The following is a 15,719-nucleotide window of genomic DNA, read 5'->3' as shown; positions in this document are numbered from 1 at the left end:
GTTGAAGAAAGCCGGTTTTTTATTGCAAATTTTTCCGGGTTTTTGGTAAAATTAATATCTTCGCTGTAACCGTAAAATATAAATTAATGAAGCTAAAAACTGTAATTGCAAAGATTGAAGAGGAGATAAGCATCAGGCAGGCAGAAGATTTTGATAATGTAGGATTGCTGTGTGGTGTTTATGATCGTGATGTATCAGGAATTCTGGTTTGTCATGATGCGCTGGAAAATGTAGTAGATGAGGCGATTGAGAGAAACTGTAATCTGATTGTATGCTTTCATCCCATTATATTTTCCGGATTAAAATCTTTAACGGGAAAGAATTATGTAGAGCGGGCTGTTTTAAAAGCTATTGAAAATAAAGTAGCAATCTATGCCATCCACACTGCATTTGACAATGATTTCTTTGGAGTGAACCACGGTATATGCAGTCAGTTAGGATTAAAGAATATGAAGATTCTTCAGCCCAAAGAAAATAATTTAAAGCAGTTAACGGTTTTTGTTCCTAAAGAGTATTCGGAAAAAGTAAAAGAAGCCATGTTCTCAGCCGGAGCAGGAAATATAGGATTCTATGATGAATGCAGTTTTACAGTGAATGGTAATGGGACATTCAGGCCTGTGGAAGGCTCAAATCCGTTTTCCGGACAGCAGGGTATTCGTGAAAATGCAGATGAAGATATGATTTCTGTAATTTTTGAAGGCTTTAAACAAGGGCAGATTGTAGGCGCTATGAAGTCAGCACATCCTTATGAAGAAGTAGCCTATCAGGTTTATAGCCTGGATAATAAAAATCATCATGCCGGATTGGGAATGTACGGTGATCTGGAAGAGGAAATGGATGAAAAAGATTTCCTTGGGTTTGTAAAAGAGAAATTTAGCCTGGAGGTGATCAAACATTCTTCTTTTAACAATAAAAAAATCAAAAGAGTAGGGGTTCTGGGAGGCTCAGGAGCAAGCGGAATAAGATCTGCAGCGGCCAGAAAATGTGATGCTTACCTTACCGGAGATCTTAAATATCACGATTATTTTTTAGCAGAGTCTAAAATGCTGATCTGTGATATAGGACATTATGAGTCCGAACAATTTGTTGCTCAACAATTATTTGAAATTTTATCACAAAAATTTAGTACATTTGCAATTTCAAAATCTATTGAAAAAACAAACCCAGTAAATTATTTCATTTAAATATGGCAAAAACCAACGATATTTCAGTTGAAGAAAAATTAAGAGCTTTATACGATTTACAGATCATTGATTCAAGATTGGATGAAATCCGAAATACTAGAGGAGAATTGCCAATTGAAGTTGAAGATCTTGAAATCGAGATTGAAGGTCTTGAAAAAAGAGCTGAAAAATTTCATGCTGATATCAAAGATCAGGAAGATCAGATCAAAACAAAGCATGAAGTAATTAACCATGCTAAAACTTTAATTGAGAAATACAAATCTCAGCAGGATAATGTAAGAAACAATAAAGAGTTTGAAGCATTAGGTAAGGAAATGGAATTCCAGGAGCTGGAAATTCAGCTTGCTGAAAAAAGAATTAAAGAATTCGGAGCTAAAATTGCTCACAAAAACGAAACTTTAGCTGAACTGAACGCAAAGATCGACGATTTAAAAAGCCACTTGAAATTCAAGAAAGAAGAATTGGATGGTTTGATCTCTGAAACTCAGAAAGAAGAAGAATATCTTTTAGAGCAGTCTAAAGAATTTGCAGCTAAAATTGATGAGAGATTATTGGCTTCTTACAACAGAATCAGAACAAACTCTATCAACGGTCTTGCTGTTGTAGGATTAGAAAGAGGAGCTCCAAAAGGATCTTTCTTCACGATTCCTCCTCAGAAGCAAATGGAAATTGCTCAGAGAAAGAAAATCATCATTGATGAGCACTCTGGAAAAATCCTTGTGGATGATGAGTTGGTAATGGAAGAAAACGAAAAAATGAAATCTGTAATTAAATTCTAGTTATTGATTTTTAAGTCATAAGAAAGCTGTTTCAGAAATGAGACAGCTTTTTTTATGGAGTATAGTGTACAGTATTTTGATACTAGTTGATAAAAGAGAAAATAATATTTATTTTTCATATTTTTTATTAATTATTTTAATTTTAATTAATAATATTAAATTATTACCAACATAATATTTTTATATGTATATTTACTATAATGAAAAGACATGATGATTAAATAACTTACAGAGCTTCAGCAGGAGATATAGGAGGTATGGCTTTACGGTTACAATAAAAGCAGACAGATCCATTAACTATAGCTTTTGACCCGTTCAAAATGAATTTTTATAAATGATATCGTTTGGATATTCTGCTATTCAATTTAAGCATAACAAGAAAAATTATATATCATGAAAAAATTATTTATGGGGTTTTTATCTCTTTTAAGTTATTGCTTGCTAGGGCAATCAGGGAATGTTGGTATTAATACAGTCACTCCAGGAAGTACTTTGGAAATTAACGGTAGCCTTGCAGCACAGTACCGGTTGATATCAGCGGATTATAGTATGAGTATTACAGACTATTATGTAGCCTATAATGGCAGTTCAGTCGGTACCATAACACTGCCGGGAGCTATTGCCGCTTATCCTGCACAGGGACATATCAAGGGACGCGTATATTATATTAAAAACACAGGAAGTTTCAATGTCAATATAACAGCCAATGGAAGTGAACTGATAGATAATCAGCCTGGTGCTGCCGTATCATCCATAGGACTGGGGCAAGGATGGGCTGCAATACTGATCAGCAATGGCAATGCAGGTACCGGGGTAACCTGGGAAGCTGTAGTGATCAATCCAAATAATGCCATCAATACCATTATTGGCATGTCATCAAGCTCAACATATAGCTTACCTTCTACGGCAAATTTTAATTCCGGGATTCCTCAGGTGCTGCCTTTTACTGCCGCTGAAGTACAGGTTAACCAAGGTTCAACTGCTTCGTGGGATGCTGCAAACAACCGTTTTGTTATTAATGAAACGGGTGTCTATGAACTGGATGCTTTGTCCTATTTCGGAGCCGGAGGAACTACAGGGGCAAGTAGTTATATTGGTGTTAATCTGGGTATTACAAAAAATGGAACGGCTGCTGCCAACCTTATTGCCGGTACCCGTTCAAATATAGGTCAGCTTATTGCGGGGGCCGGGAATACACCTATTTCATTCCATTGTCTTGTTAATTTAGTTGCTGGTGATGTTATTTATTTAACGATGTATAGAGGGGCTTTTGACAATGCTACAGGAACAGTACAGTCGCAGGCACCTGCTGGTGTTTCTGAGGCCCGTCATTTCAGTCTGAAGAAATTATAAGGATGAAGAAAAATATGTTCTTGTGAATAAAAAACAGAAACCGCTTCAATAATGAAGCGGTTTCTGTTTTTTATTCATGATGATCATACATCTTATTGTATAAAGCAATAAATTTTTCTTTTACGGCTTTTCTCTTCAGTTTTAACGTTGGAGTAAGCAGTCCGCTTTCGATGCTCCATACTTCAGGAGTAAGCTCAATTTTTTTGATTTTCTCCCAGTTTCCAAGGTGTTCATTGATGCCTTCGATTTCCTTTTCAATTCTTTGCTTCAATTCAGGGCTTTTTGCAATTTCTTCAGGTGTGGAGCCCAAATTCAGGTTATTTCTCATAGCCCAGCTTTTTGCAAATTCAAAATCAGGCTGTACCAAAGCGCATGGCATTTTTTCACCATCACCTACCACCATAATCTGCTCTATAAATTTTGAAGCTTTTGCCAGGTTTTCAATAGTCTGGGGAGCAATATACTTTCCACCGGAAGTCTTGAACATTTCTTTCTTACGGTCTGTGATCTGTAAAAATCCGTCACTATCGATATGTCCGATATCCCCGGTCTTGAAGAAACCATCCTCTGTGAAAGCTTCTTTTGTCATTTCCTCATTCCGGAAATATCCTTTGAATACAGATGGTCCTTTTACCGTAATTTCTCCGTCTTCCTGAATTTTAACCTTTAAATTATCCAATGGGATTCCTACGGTTCCCACTTTCATCTTATCAAAACTGTTCACAGAGATTACAGGTGATGTTTCTGTTAAACCATAACCTTCAAGAATGGGAATTCCGGCATTCTGGAACATTAAATTAAGTCTTGTAGATAGGGCTGCAGATCCTGAAACCAAAGTCACGATTTCACCACCTAAACCTTCTCTCCATTTAGAAAATACAAGCTTGTCTGCAATGATTTCCTGAAGTCCGGAAGGCTTTGAAATGGTTTTCTTTTTGGTGATCAGATTCAATGCCCAGAAGAATATTTTGGATTTTAATCCTCCGGCTGAAGATCCTGTATTATAGATTTTGTCATACACTTTTTCTACCAGTCTCGGAACTACGGTCATATAATGAGGCTTCACTTCTTTTACATTTTCACCCATTTTCTCAATACTTTCAGCGAAATAAAGAGAAAAACCATTGTACTGATAAAGATAGAAAAGCATTCTTTCAAAAATATGGCAGATAGGAAGGAAGCTTAATGCTCTGGCATCTTTGTAATCAAAGCCTCTCTTTTTTGGAATTCTTGGAATGGATCCCAATATGTTTGAAACAATATTGTTATGGGTAAGCATTACTCCTTTAGGTCTGCCGGTGGTTCCGGAAGTATAAATGATTGTTGCCAGATCTTCTGTATTGATTGCATTAGAAAGGTCATCCACTTCAATTTGTGTAGATTCGTCCTTGCCCAGATCAAGAATTTCTCTCCAGTTGGCAGCCCCGCTGATACTGTCAAAAGTAAAAATTCCCTGCAAACTCGGGATATTATGTTTTACTTTCATTACTTTATTCAACAGCTCTTTATCAGAAACAAAACAATACTGGATTTCAGCATTATTGAAGATGAATTCATAATCTTCGGGAGAAATACTTGGATAAACCGGTACTGAAACAACCCCGATCTGAGAAAGTCCGAAATCCATAATAGCCCATTCTGTGCGGGAATTGGTTGTAATTAAAGCGATTTTATCCCCCGGTTTTATACCAAGCTTCAATAATCCTCTGGATACCTTATTTCCCTCATTAATAAACTCCTGTGTAGAAGTTTTTTTCCACTCACCATGATATTTGGTTACAAACATATCCGTTTTAGGATATTTTTCTAAAGCATAGTGTGGAATATCGAATAATCTCTTGATCGTCATGATTTTTTACGTAATTTATAAAGAAATTTAAATATAAGCATTTTTTTTAATTGAAACCATCCGAAGGTAATAATTAGAAATTAGTTAAATGCTTACCATAATAGTTTGAATCAAAAAGGAGACCGGAAGCCCTGAAAAGGGGATTTTATATTTTCAATTAATCTTTTATAAAGATTAATTTTTCCCGACGCATTTTATATTGTCTTCCTAAAGCATTATCCCGGTTCCCGAAACTGGTATCCATCATCAATAAATCTCACCAAACCTGCCTTTTTCCCGCTTTTAATTTATTTTTTCAGATTTGCTCAAAAAGTGTAAATTTACGGCTATCTAATTATTTTTTTTATGGACTTTAATTTATCGGAAGAACAGCTGATGATTCAGCAGGCAGCAAGAGACTTTGCACAGAACGAACTTTTACCTGGAGTGATTGAAAGAGACCGTGACCAGAAATTCCCTGCAGAACAGGTGAAGAAAATGGGAGAAATGGGACTTTTAGGAATGATGGTAGATCCAAAATACGGCGGTGCGGGTATGGACAGCGTTTCTTACGTGCTTGCTATGGAAGAAATTGCAAAAGTGGATGCTTCTGCAGCTGTTGTAATGTCTGTAAACAACTCATTGGTTTGTGCCGGTCTTGAAAAATTTGCTTCTGAAGAGCAAAAAGTAAAATATCTTACTCCACTGGCCAGCGGACAGGTAATCGGAGCATTTGCATTATCTGAGCCGGAAGCTGGTTCTGATGCTACTTCTCAGAAAACAACAGCTGAAGACAAAGGAGATTACTATCTTTTAAATGGTATCAAAAACTGGATCACGAACGGTGGAACAGCTACTTATTATATCGTAATTGCACAGACAGATCCTGAGAAAAAACACAAAGGAATTAATGCTTTTATCGTTGAAAGAGGATGGGAAGGATTTGAAATCGGACCAAAAGAAGACAAATTAGGAATCAGAGGAAGTGATACCCACTCTTTGATCTTTAATAACGTAAAAGTTCCAAAAGAAAACAGAATTGGTGAAGATGGGTTCGGATTCAACTTTGCTATGGCAGTGTTGAATGGAGGAAGAATCGGTATTGCTTCTCAGGCTTTAGGAATTGCTTCAGGGGCTTATGAACTGGCATTGAAATATGCTAAAACAAGAAAAGCTTTCAAAACTGAAATCATCAATCACCAGGCGATTGCATTCAAATTGGCTGATATGGCTACTCAGATCACTGCTGCAAGAATGCTGTGCTTCAAAGCTGCGTGTGAAAAAGATGCAGGAAAAGATATTTCTGAAAGCGGAGCGATGGCAAAATTATACTCTTCTCAGGTAGCAATGGATACTACTATTGAAGCAGTACAGATCCACGGAGGATATGGATACGTGAAAGAATACCACGTAGAAAGATTAATGAGAGATGCGAAAATCACTCAGATCTATGAAGGAACTTCTGAAATTCAGAAAATCGTGATTTCAAGAAGCATCGCAAAATAATATTTATAAAACACACTACCTATGAAAAAATCTTTGTGGATCACCCTCGGTGTCGTACTGCTGTTACTGGGAGTATTTGTATGGTATAAGTACTATTTCGTTTTCGGAGAAGGAGTAAAGTCCGGATACCTGAACTATGCCATGAAAAAAGGTTATGTTTTCAAAACCTATGAAGGTAAGCTGATTCAGGAAGGTTTTGGGAGAGGAAAAACAGGAACTATTACAAGCTATGAGTTTGAATTTTCTGTAGATGATCCCGAAGTTTTCAAACAACTGGAAACCAACAGCGGTAAAACTTTTGATCTGCATTACAAAGAGTACAACGGGGCTCTTCCGTGGAGAGGAAACACAAAATTTATCGTAGATAAGGTAGTGAATATGAAATAAAAACAAATAAGGCTCTCAATATGAGGGCCTTATTTTACACCAAATCACAAAATATTAATATATGAAATAAAATTTCCAAATTTATTTGAACCTCGTCCGATCGGAGATTCATTGCATTTTGCTTATACTTAAAGTTAAGAGTTATTTTTCTAATAAACAACACTTCTGTTGAATATTTGGTAAAATTAAACATAAGAATCGAACACCAATTCCAAACCTCATTAAAAAAAAATTAAAAATCTAATGAGAATCACTATCAGCGGCGTTCCTATTCTTCTTTTTATAGAAATAATATCCAATGCCGGCAATAAGAAATAAAGGCCATAGCGGCAGGATAAACAGGAATATGGACGTAATAACATTCCAGCCGGATTCAATGGCTGCCAGGGATTTTCCACTGAAGGTTTCAGGCTCTGTTTGTGTTTTAGCTTTCTCACTGATATTTACATTGATCGTACAGATTGCATTGTCCGTATAGTTTCGCCCCGAAACCTGAATATCTTTTGTGTCAATATCTCCAACATTACTGTTGATAGCATCCATTAAACCATCAAAATGCTGCATAGGAACTTTGATATCCAGACTGTATACTTTTTGATTTTCCCCATGCAGATAGGCGGATTCCACATAAGACAGATTTTCACTTTTGATATACCCGTTATTTCTGTTCGCTTCTTCCCGGATAATTTCCTTTACCGTTTCCACATTCTCCGCGGTTATAGAAAGATATCCTGATTTTACCATTTTATCTTGTGGTATATTCAGTTCGTAACTGTCGTTCTTAGGCTTTTCTTTATAGATGATTTTGGTTTCTTTAATAACCTTGGGAGCCGGAGCTTTTGCTACAATTTTTTCAGATTTCTTTGCTATAGAATCTTTTTTCTCTATTTTGGATTCCAGTTTTGTATTCGCAATTTTATCCGATAAAGAATCTACCATCTTGGAAGTGTTTTCTATCTTTTGACGGATGTCGCTTTTCGAATTTTCAAAATCTTTTATTTTAATACTGGCTGAGTCCAGGACTTTATCAGCCGTTTTACTGACATGATCTATAGTTTCTGTAGCAACAGTGGCAGCACTGTCCGCTGAATGGATGGCTTCATTGATTCTGTCCTGTGTAGCTTCTGCCTTTTTACACATAATGAAAGTGCCTGCTGCAGCAGCGAGTAAGATGAACTTTTTCATAAGATTAATTTTTTTGATGAAGTAAAATTAGAAGGGAAGTTCTTGTAAAGATTGTAAATGAAATGTATTATGCTGGTAAAACATTAACTCTTATATTACCAGGGTTTTGTATTTGTTTTACAAAAGATTTACAAAGCGTTTTTCTGAGTTTAGGGTATTGAAATGATTCGAAAGCTTTGTCTTTTCACTAAATATGAGTTCGGAAATCTAAAAATTCCCATCCTCAGGAGGGGTGGCAAAAATTTAAAGAATTTTTGACGGGGTGGTTTCATACGATATATTATAAAAAAATCCGCAGAAATTTCTGCGGATCTATATTGTAAACAATTTCGGTTTGCCTGATTGCTTCTTAACTTTCTCTGAACTCACTGATGAAGTGTAACTTCACATTCGGGAATTTCTCCTGCGTCATATGAATCGTGAAAGAAGAGTCTGCAAGGAATACCAATTGATTGTATTTATCTCTCGCCAGGAATCTCTGCTTCAATCTTGCAAATTCTTTGAACTCTTCAGATTTTTCGTCAGCTTCTACCCAACAGGCTTTGTGCATAGATAACGGTTCATAAGTACATTTTGCACCATATTCATGTTCCAAACGGTACTGGATAACTTCGTACTGTAGTGCTCCTACGGTTCCGATGATCTTTCTTCCGTTCATTTCAAGGGTAAACAGCTGTGCAACTCCTTCATCCATCAGCTGATCAATACCTTTCGCCAATTGCTTAGCTTTTAACGGATCATTATTATTGATATAACGGAAATGCTCAGGAGAGAAGCTTGGAATTCCTTTGAAGCTTAATTTCTCTCCACCTGTTAATGTATCTCCGATTCTGAAACTTCCCGTATCATGTAAACCAACAATATCACCAGGGAAACTTTCTTCCACCACTTCTTTCTTATCGGCAAAGAATGCGTTGGGAGAGGAGAATTTCATTTTTTTACCTTCTCTTACCAGTAAATAATTTTCGTTTCTCCTGAATGTTCCTGAAACAATCTTCACGAATGCAAGTCGGTCTCTGTGCTTAGGATCCATATTCGCATGGATTTTGAAAACAAAACCTGTGAAAGTACTTTCTTCCGGTTTTACCAGACGGGTATCACTTTCCTTTGGCTGCGGCATCGGAGCAATATCAATGAAAGCATCCAATAGTTCACGTACTCCAAAATTATTTAAAGCAGAACCGAAAAATACCGGCTGAAGATCACCTTTCATATAATCATCACGATTAAATTCAGGATAAACAGACTGGATCAGATCAAGCTCTTCTCTTAAATTTTTTGCAGCTTTTTCACCAATAACATCATCAATTGAAGTATCATTGATATCATCAAACTTAATAGAATCTCCAACTTTCTGTTTTTTCTCTTCCAGGAATAACTGAATATTGTTTTCCCAGATGTTATAAATTCCCTGGAAGTCACTTCCCATACCAATCGGTAAAGAAAGCGGACAAACGGTTAGTCCTAATTTTTGTTCTACTTCATCCAAAAGATCGAAGGCATCTTTACCCTCACGGTCCAGTTTATTAATGAAGACCAGCATCGGAATGTTTCTCATTCTACACACCTGAACCAGTTTTTCCGTCTGTTCCTCAACTCCTTTTGCAACGTCGATGACAACGATTACAGAGTCTACGGCTGTTAATGTTCTGTAGGTGTCCTCAGCAAAATCTTTGTGACCCGGAGTATCCAGAATGTTGATTTTATGATCTCTATATTCAAATGCCAATACGGAAGTCGCTACAGAGATTCCTCTCTGTCTTTCAATTTCCATAAAGTCGGAGGTAGCTCCTTTTTTTATTTTGTTGGATTTTACCGCACCCGCTTCCTGAATCGCTCCCCCGAAAAGAAGTAACTTTTCTGTAAGAGTAGTTTTTCCGGCATCCGGGTGGGAAATGATCCCGAAGGTCTTTCTTTTTTGTATTTCTTTGATTAAGTCTGACATATCGTATTTTGAAGTTGCAAAAATCGTGATTTTTTATGAGGTTTTCAAATTTAAATGAAGACAATATTCATTACGCAGAAGAATAGAAGGATAACCGCATTTGAGAATGAAAGATATGGCTATAAACTCATCAGTAATTGACTTTGCGTAAACATTACTTATCAGACAAACATTTTGATCAGCAATATAAAGACATAAACCAATCCGGCAGCAATCAGTATAAAAACTGCAGACATGATGTATTCAAATATTCCAAATTTAGTTTTTTGTGGTTCTGAACTAAGATTGTACTGATCAATAGCCTGTTTACTTATTCTCAGATCCGGACGAAAGTGTTGAATTCCTTTAAGAAAATGACGGTAAAGCTGATATTGGTTGCGTAGAATTACTAAGCTAAAATTAAAATCTACCGCTGAAGGCATAATTTCTCCTGCTTTATTTTTCAGATAGAACTGTAATGTTGTTTTGCCATATTTTACGGTCTGGGTGTTGAAAACATGTACATCGGTGGATGAGTGCTGAGCTGGCTGAAGTTCATGGTATAATATGGTTTCAATAATTACATTACGGTGGTTGTAGAATGTTACTCCTTTTTCATCTACAATGGCTTTTCGGATCTTTTGTTTTTTTCTGTAAGTTAAAGCCACGATCAAAGCGATGCAGCAAAAAATAAGAAGAAGCAGAGCAATAAGAATCGTGAAAAAGATTCCAGGATCATTTTCTGCATATTGTCTGAAATTATTGTAGATAAAATTAAAAACAACCCCGATTACCACCATAATCAGAATAACAGCGATCCAGAGAATTCCCAGGAGAAAATAAGTAATGGGTGTATTGATTTTGGATTCTATGGCCTGGAATTTTTCAATCATTTTAATTCTTGATTTCAGTTAACAAAAAAACGAGCCCGCATATAAGTGCCGTAATTATGAGTACTGCCAGAAATAAAAGCCAGCCTCCCAGAGAAATTCCATTGCTGTTTACTTTCCATGTTTCTGTGTCAATAGAGTAGTTACGGAAAACAAAAGAATCTATTGTTAAATCAGGACGGAAAATAACAATGCCGTGAAGAAAATGAGCATATAAAGCAGATTTATTTTTTACCATTTTAAAAGGTAGATTCATATCAATACGCCTTGTTGTTTCTTCTTTTTTCTCTGACCGGATGGTGAGTTCCAATAAGGGAACAATGCCTGATCCCACCGGATTGACTGTATAAATATCAAAGTCCTGTTTTGAAGGCCGGAGATCTGTGTAGAGAATCTGATCTACAATTTCATTTCCTGAATTATAAAATAAAAGTCCGGTATCATCAACTACAATTTGACAGGCTATTTTTTTTCTTTTGATGATATAATAACGGATAGCAGGAATCATAATCACTAATGAAAGTCCCCAGCCGATCAGGGCAGGGTACAGCATGGCTTCAAATCCTCTTTTATAAATTCCGTAAGCAGGGCCCAAAACGAAAATCAAAGCGAAAGAAATAAAGATCACAAAGAAAAGAGCATTCAGGACAATGGTCATCCACCTGTTGGTGATAGACTCAATTTTTTGGAATGGAAATTCTGTATGCATTTTGTGATGTTCATGGATAAAGGAACGAAAATAAGAAAATCCTTTTTTAGTTGCCTGTAGCAGTCAAAAAAATTATCTTTGTTTTTCATAAACTTTTTACAGAGAAAGGATGGAAAATAGCAAATATCCGAAGTTTACGTTTACATGGTTGGGCGGTGTTGTCTTGGTGGTTGGATTATTCGTAGGAACAATGGCCGTTTCTTTATTCAGTACTTTTTGGAAAGTGGTTTTCAGGGAAAATATTGAATTGAAAGACTGGTTTCTGATGGTAGCGAATTCTGTAGGGTTCCTTACTGCTATTGTCTTTTTTGACTTTTTTATCGTAAGGCGTACCACGCAAAAAAAGCTTAATTTCAACATGTCATCAGTTAATTTTTCAACCTATCTCCTCATCTTTCCAATGATGGCGGGAATGATGTTTATTTCTGAATTTGTAGCCGCTCAGATCCCAACTACAGGGCCTTTTTTCGGAGATTTTTATGAATATTTTACAAGGCTGATGAGCCAATTGACAGACAATCCGGTGATAATGATTATCATGACTGTTATTATGGCTCCCGTTTTTGAGGAAATTATTTTCAGAGGAATTATCCAGAAAGGATTGATCAATAAAGGAGTAGAACCCTGGAAAGCGATTCTGTATGCTTCCATTATTTTTGGAATAGTTCACGGAAATCCATGGCAGTTTATCAGTGCAGTGATGCTGGGCTGTGTGCTTGGATTGGTCTATTATAAAACAAAATCTTTACTGATGCCGATATTACTGCATGCGTTTAATAATTTAACACTGTCGTTGTTGGTTCTGTATGGTAAAGATGAGAGTTTTGCAAAAGTTCTTCATATTTCAGAATGGCTAGTATTAGCTGCAGGAATTGTACTTTTTTCCTTATTCTATTACCTGTTTATGAAAAAGTATAAAGTACATTATGCTGAAATGTAAGTAACCCGATTAAGAAAGTAAAATTGAAAATGAATATAGAAATGGAATTATTAGTAGCTACACACAACGAACATAAAAAAGAAGAAATCCAACAGATCCTGGGAAGTGACTGCGTGGTGAAAAGTCTTACCGATTATAATATTCACGAAGAAATTGTAGAAGACGGAGATTCATTTCATGCCAATGCCCTGATCAAGGCTAAATATTGCTTTGAAAAAACAGGTATTCCAAGTTTGGGAGATGACAGCGGTTTGGTCGTAGAATCTTTGGATGGAAGACCTGGGATTTTCTCAGCCCGCTATGCCGGAGATCATGATTTCGCAAAAAATATCGAAAAGGTATTGGAAGAAATGCAGGGAATTGAGAACAGAAAGGCTTATTTTGTAACGGTTCTGTGCTATTATGATGAAAACGGGGCTCAATATTTTGAAGGCAGAGTTCATGGAAATTTACTGACAGAAAATAAAGGTTTCAAAGGCTTCGGGTATGATCCGATTTTTGTTCCTGAAGGATATGAAAGAACCTTTGCAGAAATGGATCCTGAAGACAAAAATAAAATCAGTCACCGCAAACAGGCATTAGACCTGTTTATGGATTTTTTAAAAGTAACCGATTAAGTTTAAATATCAGGACAAAATCCCCATTTAGTTTTTCTGTTGTACATTTGTTATCATAAATTATTGATTTGAGTACTTATTTAACAATATTAGGCTTTAACTCTGCGATTCCTACCATCAACACTTCACCTACAGCACAGCTGCTGGAAATGGAAGAAAGACTCTTCCTGATCGATTGTGGAGAAGGTACACAGGTTCAGCTGAGAAAAGCAAAAGCAAGATTTTCAAAAATCAATCATATTTTTATCTCTCATCTTCATGGAGATCATTGTTTTGGGCTGCCGGGGCTTATAGCTTCTTTCCGCCTCTTAGGAAGAGATATGCCCTTGCATGTTTATGGTCCTAAAGGAATTAAGAAGATGCTGGAAACTATTTTTCAGATCACGGAAACCCACCGTGGTTTTGAAGTGATTTATCATGAACTGGATAAAGATTATTCTGAAAAAATATATGAGGACAACAGGGTAGAAGTATATACTATTCCGCTGGACCACAGAATCTACTGTAACGGTTATCTTTTTAAAGAAAAGCCGAAAGACAGACATCTTAATATGAAGGAGATTGCGAAATACAGCGAAATTGAAACCTGCGATTATCACAATATCAAAGCAGGGAAGGACTTTGTATTGAGTGATGGCTATGTTCTTAAAAATGAAATTCTGACTGTTGATCCCGCTCCGTCGGTATCCTATGCATTTTGCAGTGATACCCGTTATCTTGAAAGTGTCATCCCGATTATTAAAAATGTGACGGTTTTGTATCATGAATCCACATTCTTACATGATCTTAAGGAAATGGCTGATTATACAGGTCATACCACAGCTTTGGAAGCAGCTACCATTGCGCAGAAAGCTCAGGTCGGGAAGCTGATTTTAGGCCACTTTTCCAACAGATACGGGGACCTGACCGTATTTACTGATGAGGCGAGACAAATATTTCCCAATACATTTTTACCAAAAGCATTGGAGAGTGTAAAGATTTAGAATGAATATGCTGAAATTTGAAGAACTCAGAGATTTTCTCAACGAAAAAGCAGATCAGTATAACGCTCCTGATTTTATTGAAAATGATCCGATACAGATTCCTCATCGTTTTTCTTTAAAACAGGATATTGAAATTGCAGGATTTCTGGCAGCTATGATTTCCTGGGGAAACAGAAAGTCGATCATTAGTTCTGCGGATAAAATGCTTGATATTATGGGAAATTCTCCTTATGATTTTGTAATGAATTATTCTGAAAAAGATCTGGAAAGTATTCAGGATAAAAGTATTCACAGAACTTTCAACGGACAGGATTTCTCTTATTTTATTAAGCAGTTCAACAGAATTTACAGAGAAAATGAAAGCCTGGAAAGTTTATTTAAAGTAAAAAAGACAGAAAATAACTTTCTGCATGCCATAGAAAGATTCAGAAACGGATTTCTGGAAACAGAAAAGCACAGAAGTCATAAACACATCAGTTCACCTTACAAAAATTCTTCAGCCAAAAGGATTATTATGTTTTTAAGATGGATGGTGCGTAAAGACAAAAGAGGAGTAGACTTTGGAATCTGGGAAAATATCGATCAGAAATATCTTTCCATTCCTCTGGATGTACATACCGGGAACATTTCCAGAAAACTGGGATTGGTTTCTAGGACACAAAATGACTGGAAAACAGTGGAGGAACTGGATATTGCCATCAGAAAATTTGATGAAAAAGACCCTGCAAAATATGATTTTGCATTGTTTGGATTAGGAGTAACAAAAGAACTGTTGTAAAAATAGAAAGGATGAAAAAATATAACGAAAAAACAGAGGTTCTTGAGAAAATTGCAGACAGCATTACCTCATGGATCGGATCTATTCAGTCCCTGATTGTTCACACCCTGCTGTTCCTTACCTCGTTTTTACTTCCGATGCTGAATATCGTGGATTTTGATAAAATGCTTCTGATTCTTACGACCGTACTTTCCCTGGAAGCTATTTATCTGGCAATCTTCATTCAGATGTCTGTGAATAAAAGCCATGAGAAAATTGAAGATATCCAGGAGGACATTGAGGAGATCAGCGAAGATATCGAAGACATTCAGGAAGATCTTGAAGAAATCAGCGAAGATATTGAAGAGATCAATGAGGATATAGAAGATATCCAGGAAGACATTGAGGAAATCAGCGAAGATATTGAAGAAATTAATGAAGACGAAGATGAAGAAGATCACAATGAAAGAGCGAAAAATGTAATGCTCAAGAGTAATGTCAGCTCAAACAAGAACGAAATTAAAGCGCTAAAAGATATTATCTCTCAATTGCAGAATGAAATAGACCAATTGAAAAAAGATGATAAATTGCCAGAGGAATAATGACAATTAAAATATAAACAGATCAATATATTGGTCTGTTTTTTTGGGGTTAATTTCTCCTGTAAATGATTTGCG

15 protein-coding genes are annotated in these 15,719 nt (G+C 36.3%); 10 read left to right on the top strand and 5 right to left on the bottom strand.

The window, feature by feature from the left end:
* Positions 1–86: 86 nt before the first annotated feature.
* From LIV57_RS17130 to LIV57_RS17120, 3 genes are all read left to right on the top strand, one after another.
* Positions 87–1,184, top strand: coding sequence for a Nif3-like dinuclear metal center hexameric protein (locus LIV57_RS17130; RefSeq protein ID WP_227943584.1), 1,098 nt, complete (start codon positions 87–89; stop codon positions 1,182–1,184).
* A 2-nt stretch (positions 1,185–1,186) separates the two neighbouring features.
* Positions 1,187–1,963, top strand: a complete 777-nt coding sequence (locus tag LIV57_RS17125; RefSeq protein WP_110009291.1) for a zinc ribbon domain-containing protein — start codon at positions 1,187–1,189, stop codon at positions 1,961–1,963.
* Positions 1,964–2,356: 393 nt separating this feature from the next.
* Positions 2,357–3,316, top strand: a complete 960-nt coding sequence (locus LIV57_RS17120) for a hypothetical protein (RefSeq protein ID WP_227943583.1) — start codon at positions 2,357–2,359, stop codon at positions 3,314–3,316.
* Positions 3,317–3,386: 70 nt separating this feature from the next.
* On the opposite strand, the gene LIV57_RS17115 is transcribed toward LIV57_RS17120, so the two are convergent.
* Positions 3,387–5,165, bottom strand: coding sequence for an AMP-dependent synthetase/ligase (locus LIV57_RS17115; RefSeq protein WP_227943582.1), 1,779 nt, complete (start codon positions 5,163–5,165; stop codon positions 3,387–3,389).
* Between the two features lie 345 nt (positions 5,166–5,510).
* On the opposite strand from LIV57_RS17115, the gene LIV57_RS17110 reads away from it, so the two are divergent.
* Together LIV57_RS17110 and LIV57_RS17105 are read left to right on the top strand one after the other, a co-directional pair.
* A complete protein-coding gene (locus LIV57_RS17110; protein ID WP_110009295.1) occupies positions 5,511–6,650 on the top strand; it encodes an acyl-CoA dehydrogenase in 1,140 nt (379 codons plus the stop codon).
* Positions 6,651–6,671: 21 nt separating this feature from the next.
* Positions 6,672–7,037, top strand: coding sequence for a hypothetical protein (locus LIV57_RS17105; protein ID WP_034695305.1), 366 nt, complete (start codon positions 6,672–6,674; stop codon positions 7,035–7,037).
* A gap of 240 nt (positions 7,038–7,277) precedes the next feature.
* Here the strand turns inward: LIV57_RS17105 and LIV57_RS17100 are convergent, their stop codons facing one another.
* From LIV57_RS17100 to LIV57_RS17085, 4 genes are all read right to left on the bottom strand, one after another.
* Positions 7,278–8,222, bottom strand: coding sequence for a DUF4349 domain-containing protein (locus tag LIV57_RS17100; RefSeq protein ID WP_227943581.1), 945 nt, complete (start codon positions 8,220–8,222; stop codon positions 7,278–7,280).
* A gap of 349 nt (positions 8,223–8,571) precedes the next feature.
* Complete coding sequence (locus LIV57_RS17095) at positions 8,572–10,167, bottom strand: peptide chain release factor 3 (RefSeq protein ID WP_202838518.1); 1,596 nt, start codon at positions 10,165–10,167, stop codon at positions 8,572–8,574.
* A gap of 161 nt (positions 10,168–10,328) precedes the next feature.
* Complete coding sequence (locus tag LIV57_RS17090) at positions 10,329–11,039, bottom strand: hypothetical protein (RefSeq protein ID WP_227943580.1); 711 nt, start codon at positions 11,037–11,039, stop codon at positions 10,329–10,331.
* Between the two features lies 1 nt (position 11,040).
* On the bottom strand, positions 11,041–11,745 hold the full coding sequence (locus LIV57_RS17085; RefSeq protein ID WP_227943579.1) for a hypothetical protein: 705 nt from the start codon (positions 11,743–11,745) through the stop codon (positions 11,041–11,043).
* A 109-nt stretch (positions 11,746–11,854) separates the two neighbouring features.
* Here LIV57_RS17085 and LIV57_RS17080 point away from each other — a divergent pair, with 109 nt between their 5' ends.
* From LIV57_RS17080 to LIV57_RS17060, 5 genes are all read left to right on the top strand, one after another.
* Positions 11,855–12,685, top strand: coding sequence for a CPBP family intramembrane glutamic endopeptidase (locus LIV57_RS17080; RefSeq protein WP_227943578.1), 831 nt, complete (start codon positions 11,855–11,857; stop codon positions 12,683–12,685).
* A gap of 41 nt (positions 12,686–12,726) precedes the next feature.
* Complete coding sequence (rdgB, locus tag LIV57_RS17075) at positions 12,727–13,302, top strand: RdgB/HAM1 family non-canonical purine NTP pyrophosphatase (RefSeq protein WP_262908372.1); 576 nt, start codon at positions 12,727–12,729, stop codon at positions 13,300–13,302.
* A 68-nt stretch (positions 13,303–13,370) separates the two neighbouring features.
* The gene (locus LIV57_RS17070; RefSeq protein ID WP_227943577.1) at positions 13,371–14,285 is read left to right on the top strand and encodes a ribonuclease Z; all 915 of its coding nucleotides are present in this window, start codon (positions 13,371–13,373) and stop codon (positions 14,283–14,285) included.
* Positions 14,286–14,292: 7 nt separating this feature from the next.
* Positions 14,293–15,063, top strand: coding sequence for a TIGR02757 family protein (locus tag LIV57_RS17065; RefSeq protein WP_410674000.1), 771 nt, complete (start codon positions 14,293–14,295; stop codon positions 15,061–15,063).
* Between the two features lie 11 nt (positions 15,064–15,074).
* Positions 15,075–15,644: a hypothetical protein gene (locus LIV57_RS17060; RefSeq protein ID WP_227943576.1), complete on the top strand. Its 570-nt coding sequence runs from the start codon at positions 15,075–15,077 to the stop codon at positions 15,642–15,644.
* The last annotated feature ends 75 nt before the right edge of the window (positions 15,645–15,719 follow it).

The organism is Chryseobacterium sp. X308, from assembly GCF_020733145.1.
GTDB lineage: Bacteria > Bacteroidota > Bacteroidia > Flavobacteriales > Weeksellaceae > Chryseobacterium > Chryseobacterium cupriresistens.
Note: the sequence above shows the minus strand (reverse complement) of the source record. Positions and strands in the feature narration are given on the sequence as shown.

Bases quoted from the DNA above. Each gene is read 5' to 3' on its own strand.
- LIV57_RS17130 (WP_227943584.1), top strand. From the start codon at position 87: ATGAAGCTAAAAACTGTAATTGCAAAGATTGAAGAGGAGATAAGCATC.
- LIV57_RS17125 (WP_110009291.1), top strand. From the start codon at position 1,187: ATGGCAAAAACCAACGATATTTCAGTTGAAGAAAAATTAAGAGCTTTA.
- LIV57_RS17120 (WP_227943583.1), top strand. From the start codon at position 2,357: ATGAAAAAATTATTTATGGGGTTTTTATCTCTTTTAAGTTATTGCTTG.
- LIV57_RS17115 (WP_227943582.1), bottom strand. From the start codon at position 5,165: ATGACGATCAAGAGATTATTCGATATTCCACACTATGCTTTAGAAAAA.
- LIV57_RS17110 (WP_110009295.1), top strand. From the start codon at position 5,511: ATGGACTTTAATTTATCGGAAGAACAGCTGATGATTCAGCAGGCAGCA.
- LIV57_RS17105 (WP_034695305.1), top strand. From the start codon at position 6,672: ATGAAAAAATCTTTGTGGATCACCCTCGGTGTCGTACTGCTGTTACTG.
- LIV57_RS17100 (WP_227943581.1), bottom strand. From the start codon at position 8,222: ATGAAAAAGTTCATCTTACTCGCTGCTGCAGCAGGCACTTTCATTATG.
- LIV57_RS17095 (WP_202838518.1), bottom strand. From the start codon at position 10,167: ATGTCAGACTTAATCAAAGAAATACAAAAAAGAAAGACCTTCGGGATC.
- LIV57_RS17090 (WP_227943580.1), bottom strand. From the start codon at position 11,039: ATGATTGAAAAATTCCAGGCCATAGAATCCAAAATCAATACACCCATT.
- LIV57_RS17085 (WP_227943579.1), bottom strand. From the start codon at position 11,745: ATGCATACAGAATTTCCATTCCAAAAAATTGAGTCTATCACCAACAGG.
- LIV57_RS17080 (WP_227943578.1), top strand. From the start codon at position 11,855: ATGGAAAATAGCAAATATCCGAAGTTTACGTTTACATGGTTGGGCGGT.
- rdgB (WP_262908372.1), top strand. From the start codon at position 12,727: ATGGAATTATTAGTAGCTACACACAACGAACATAAAAAAGAAGAAATC.
- LIV57_RS17065 (WP_410674000.1), top strand. From the start codon at position 14,293: ATGCTGAAATTTGAAGAACTCAGAGATTTTCTCAACGAAAAAGCAGAT.
- LIV57_RS17060 (WP_227943576.1), top strand. From the start codon at position 15,075: ATGAAAAAATATAACGAAAAAACAGAGGTTCTTGAGAAAATTGCAGAC.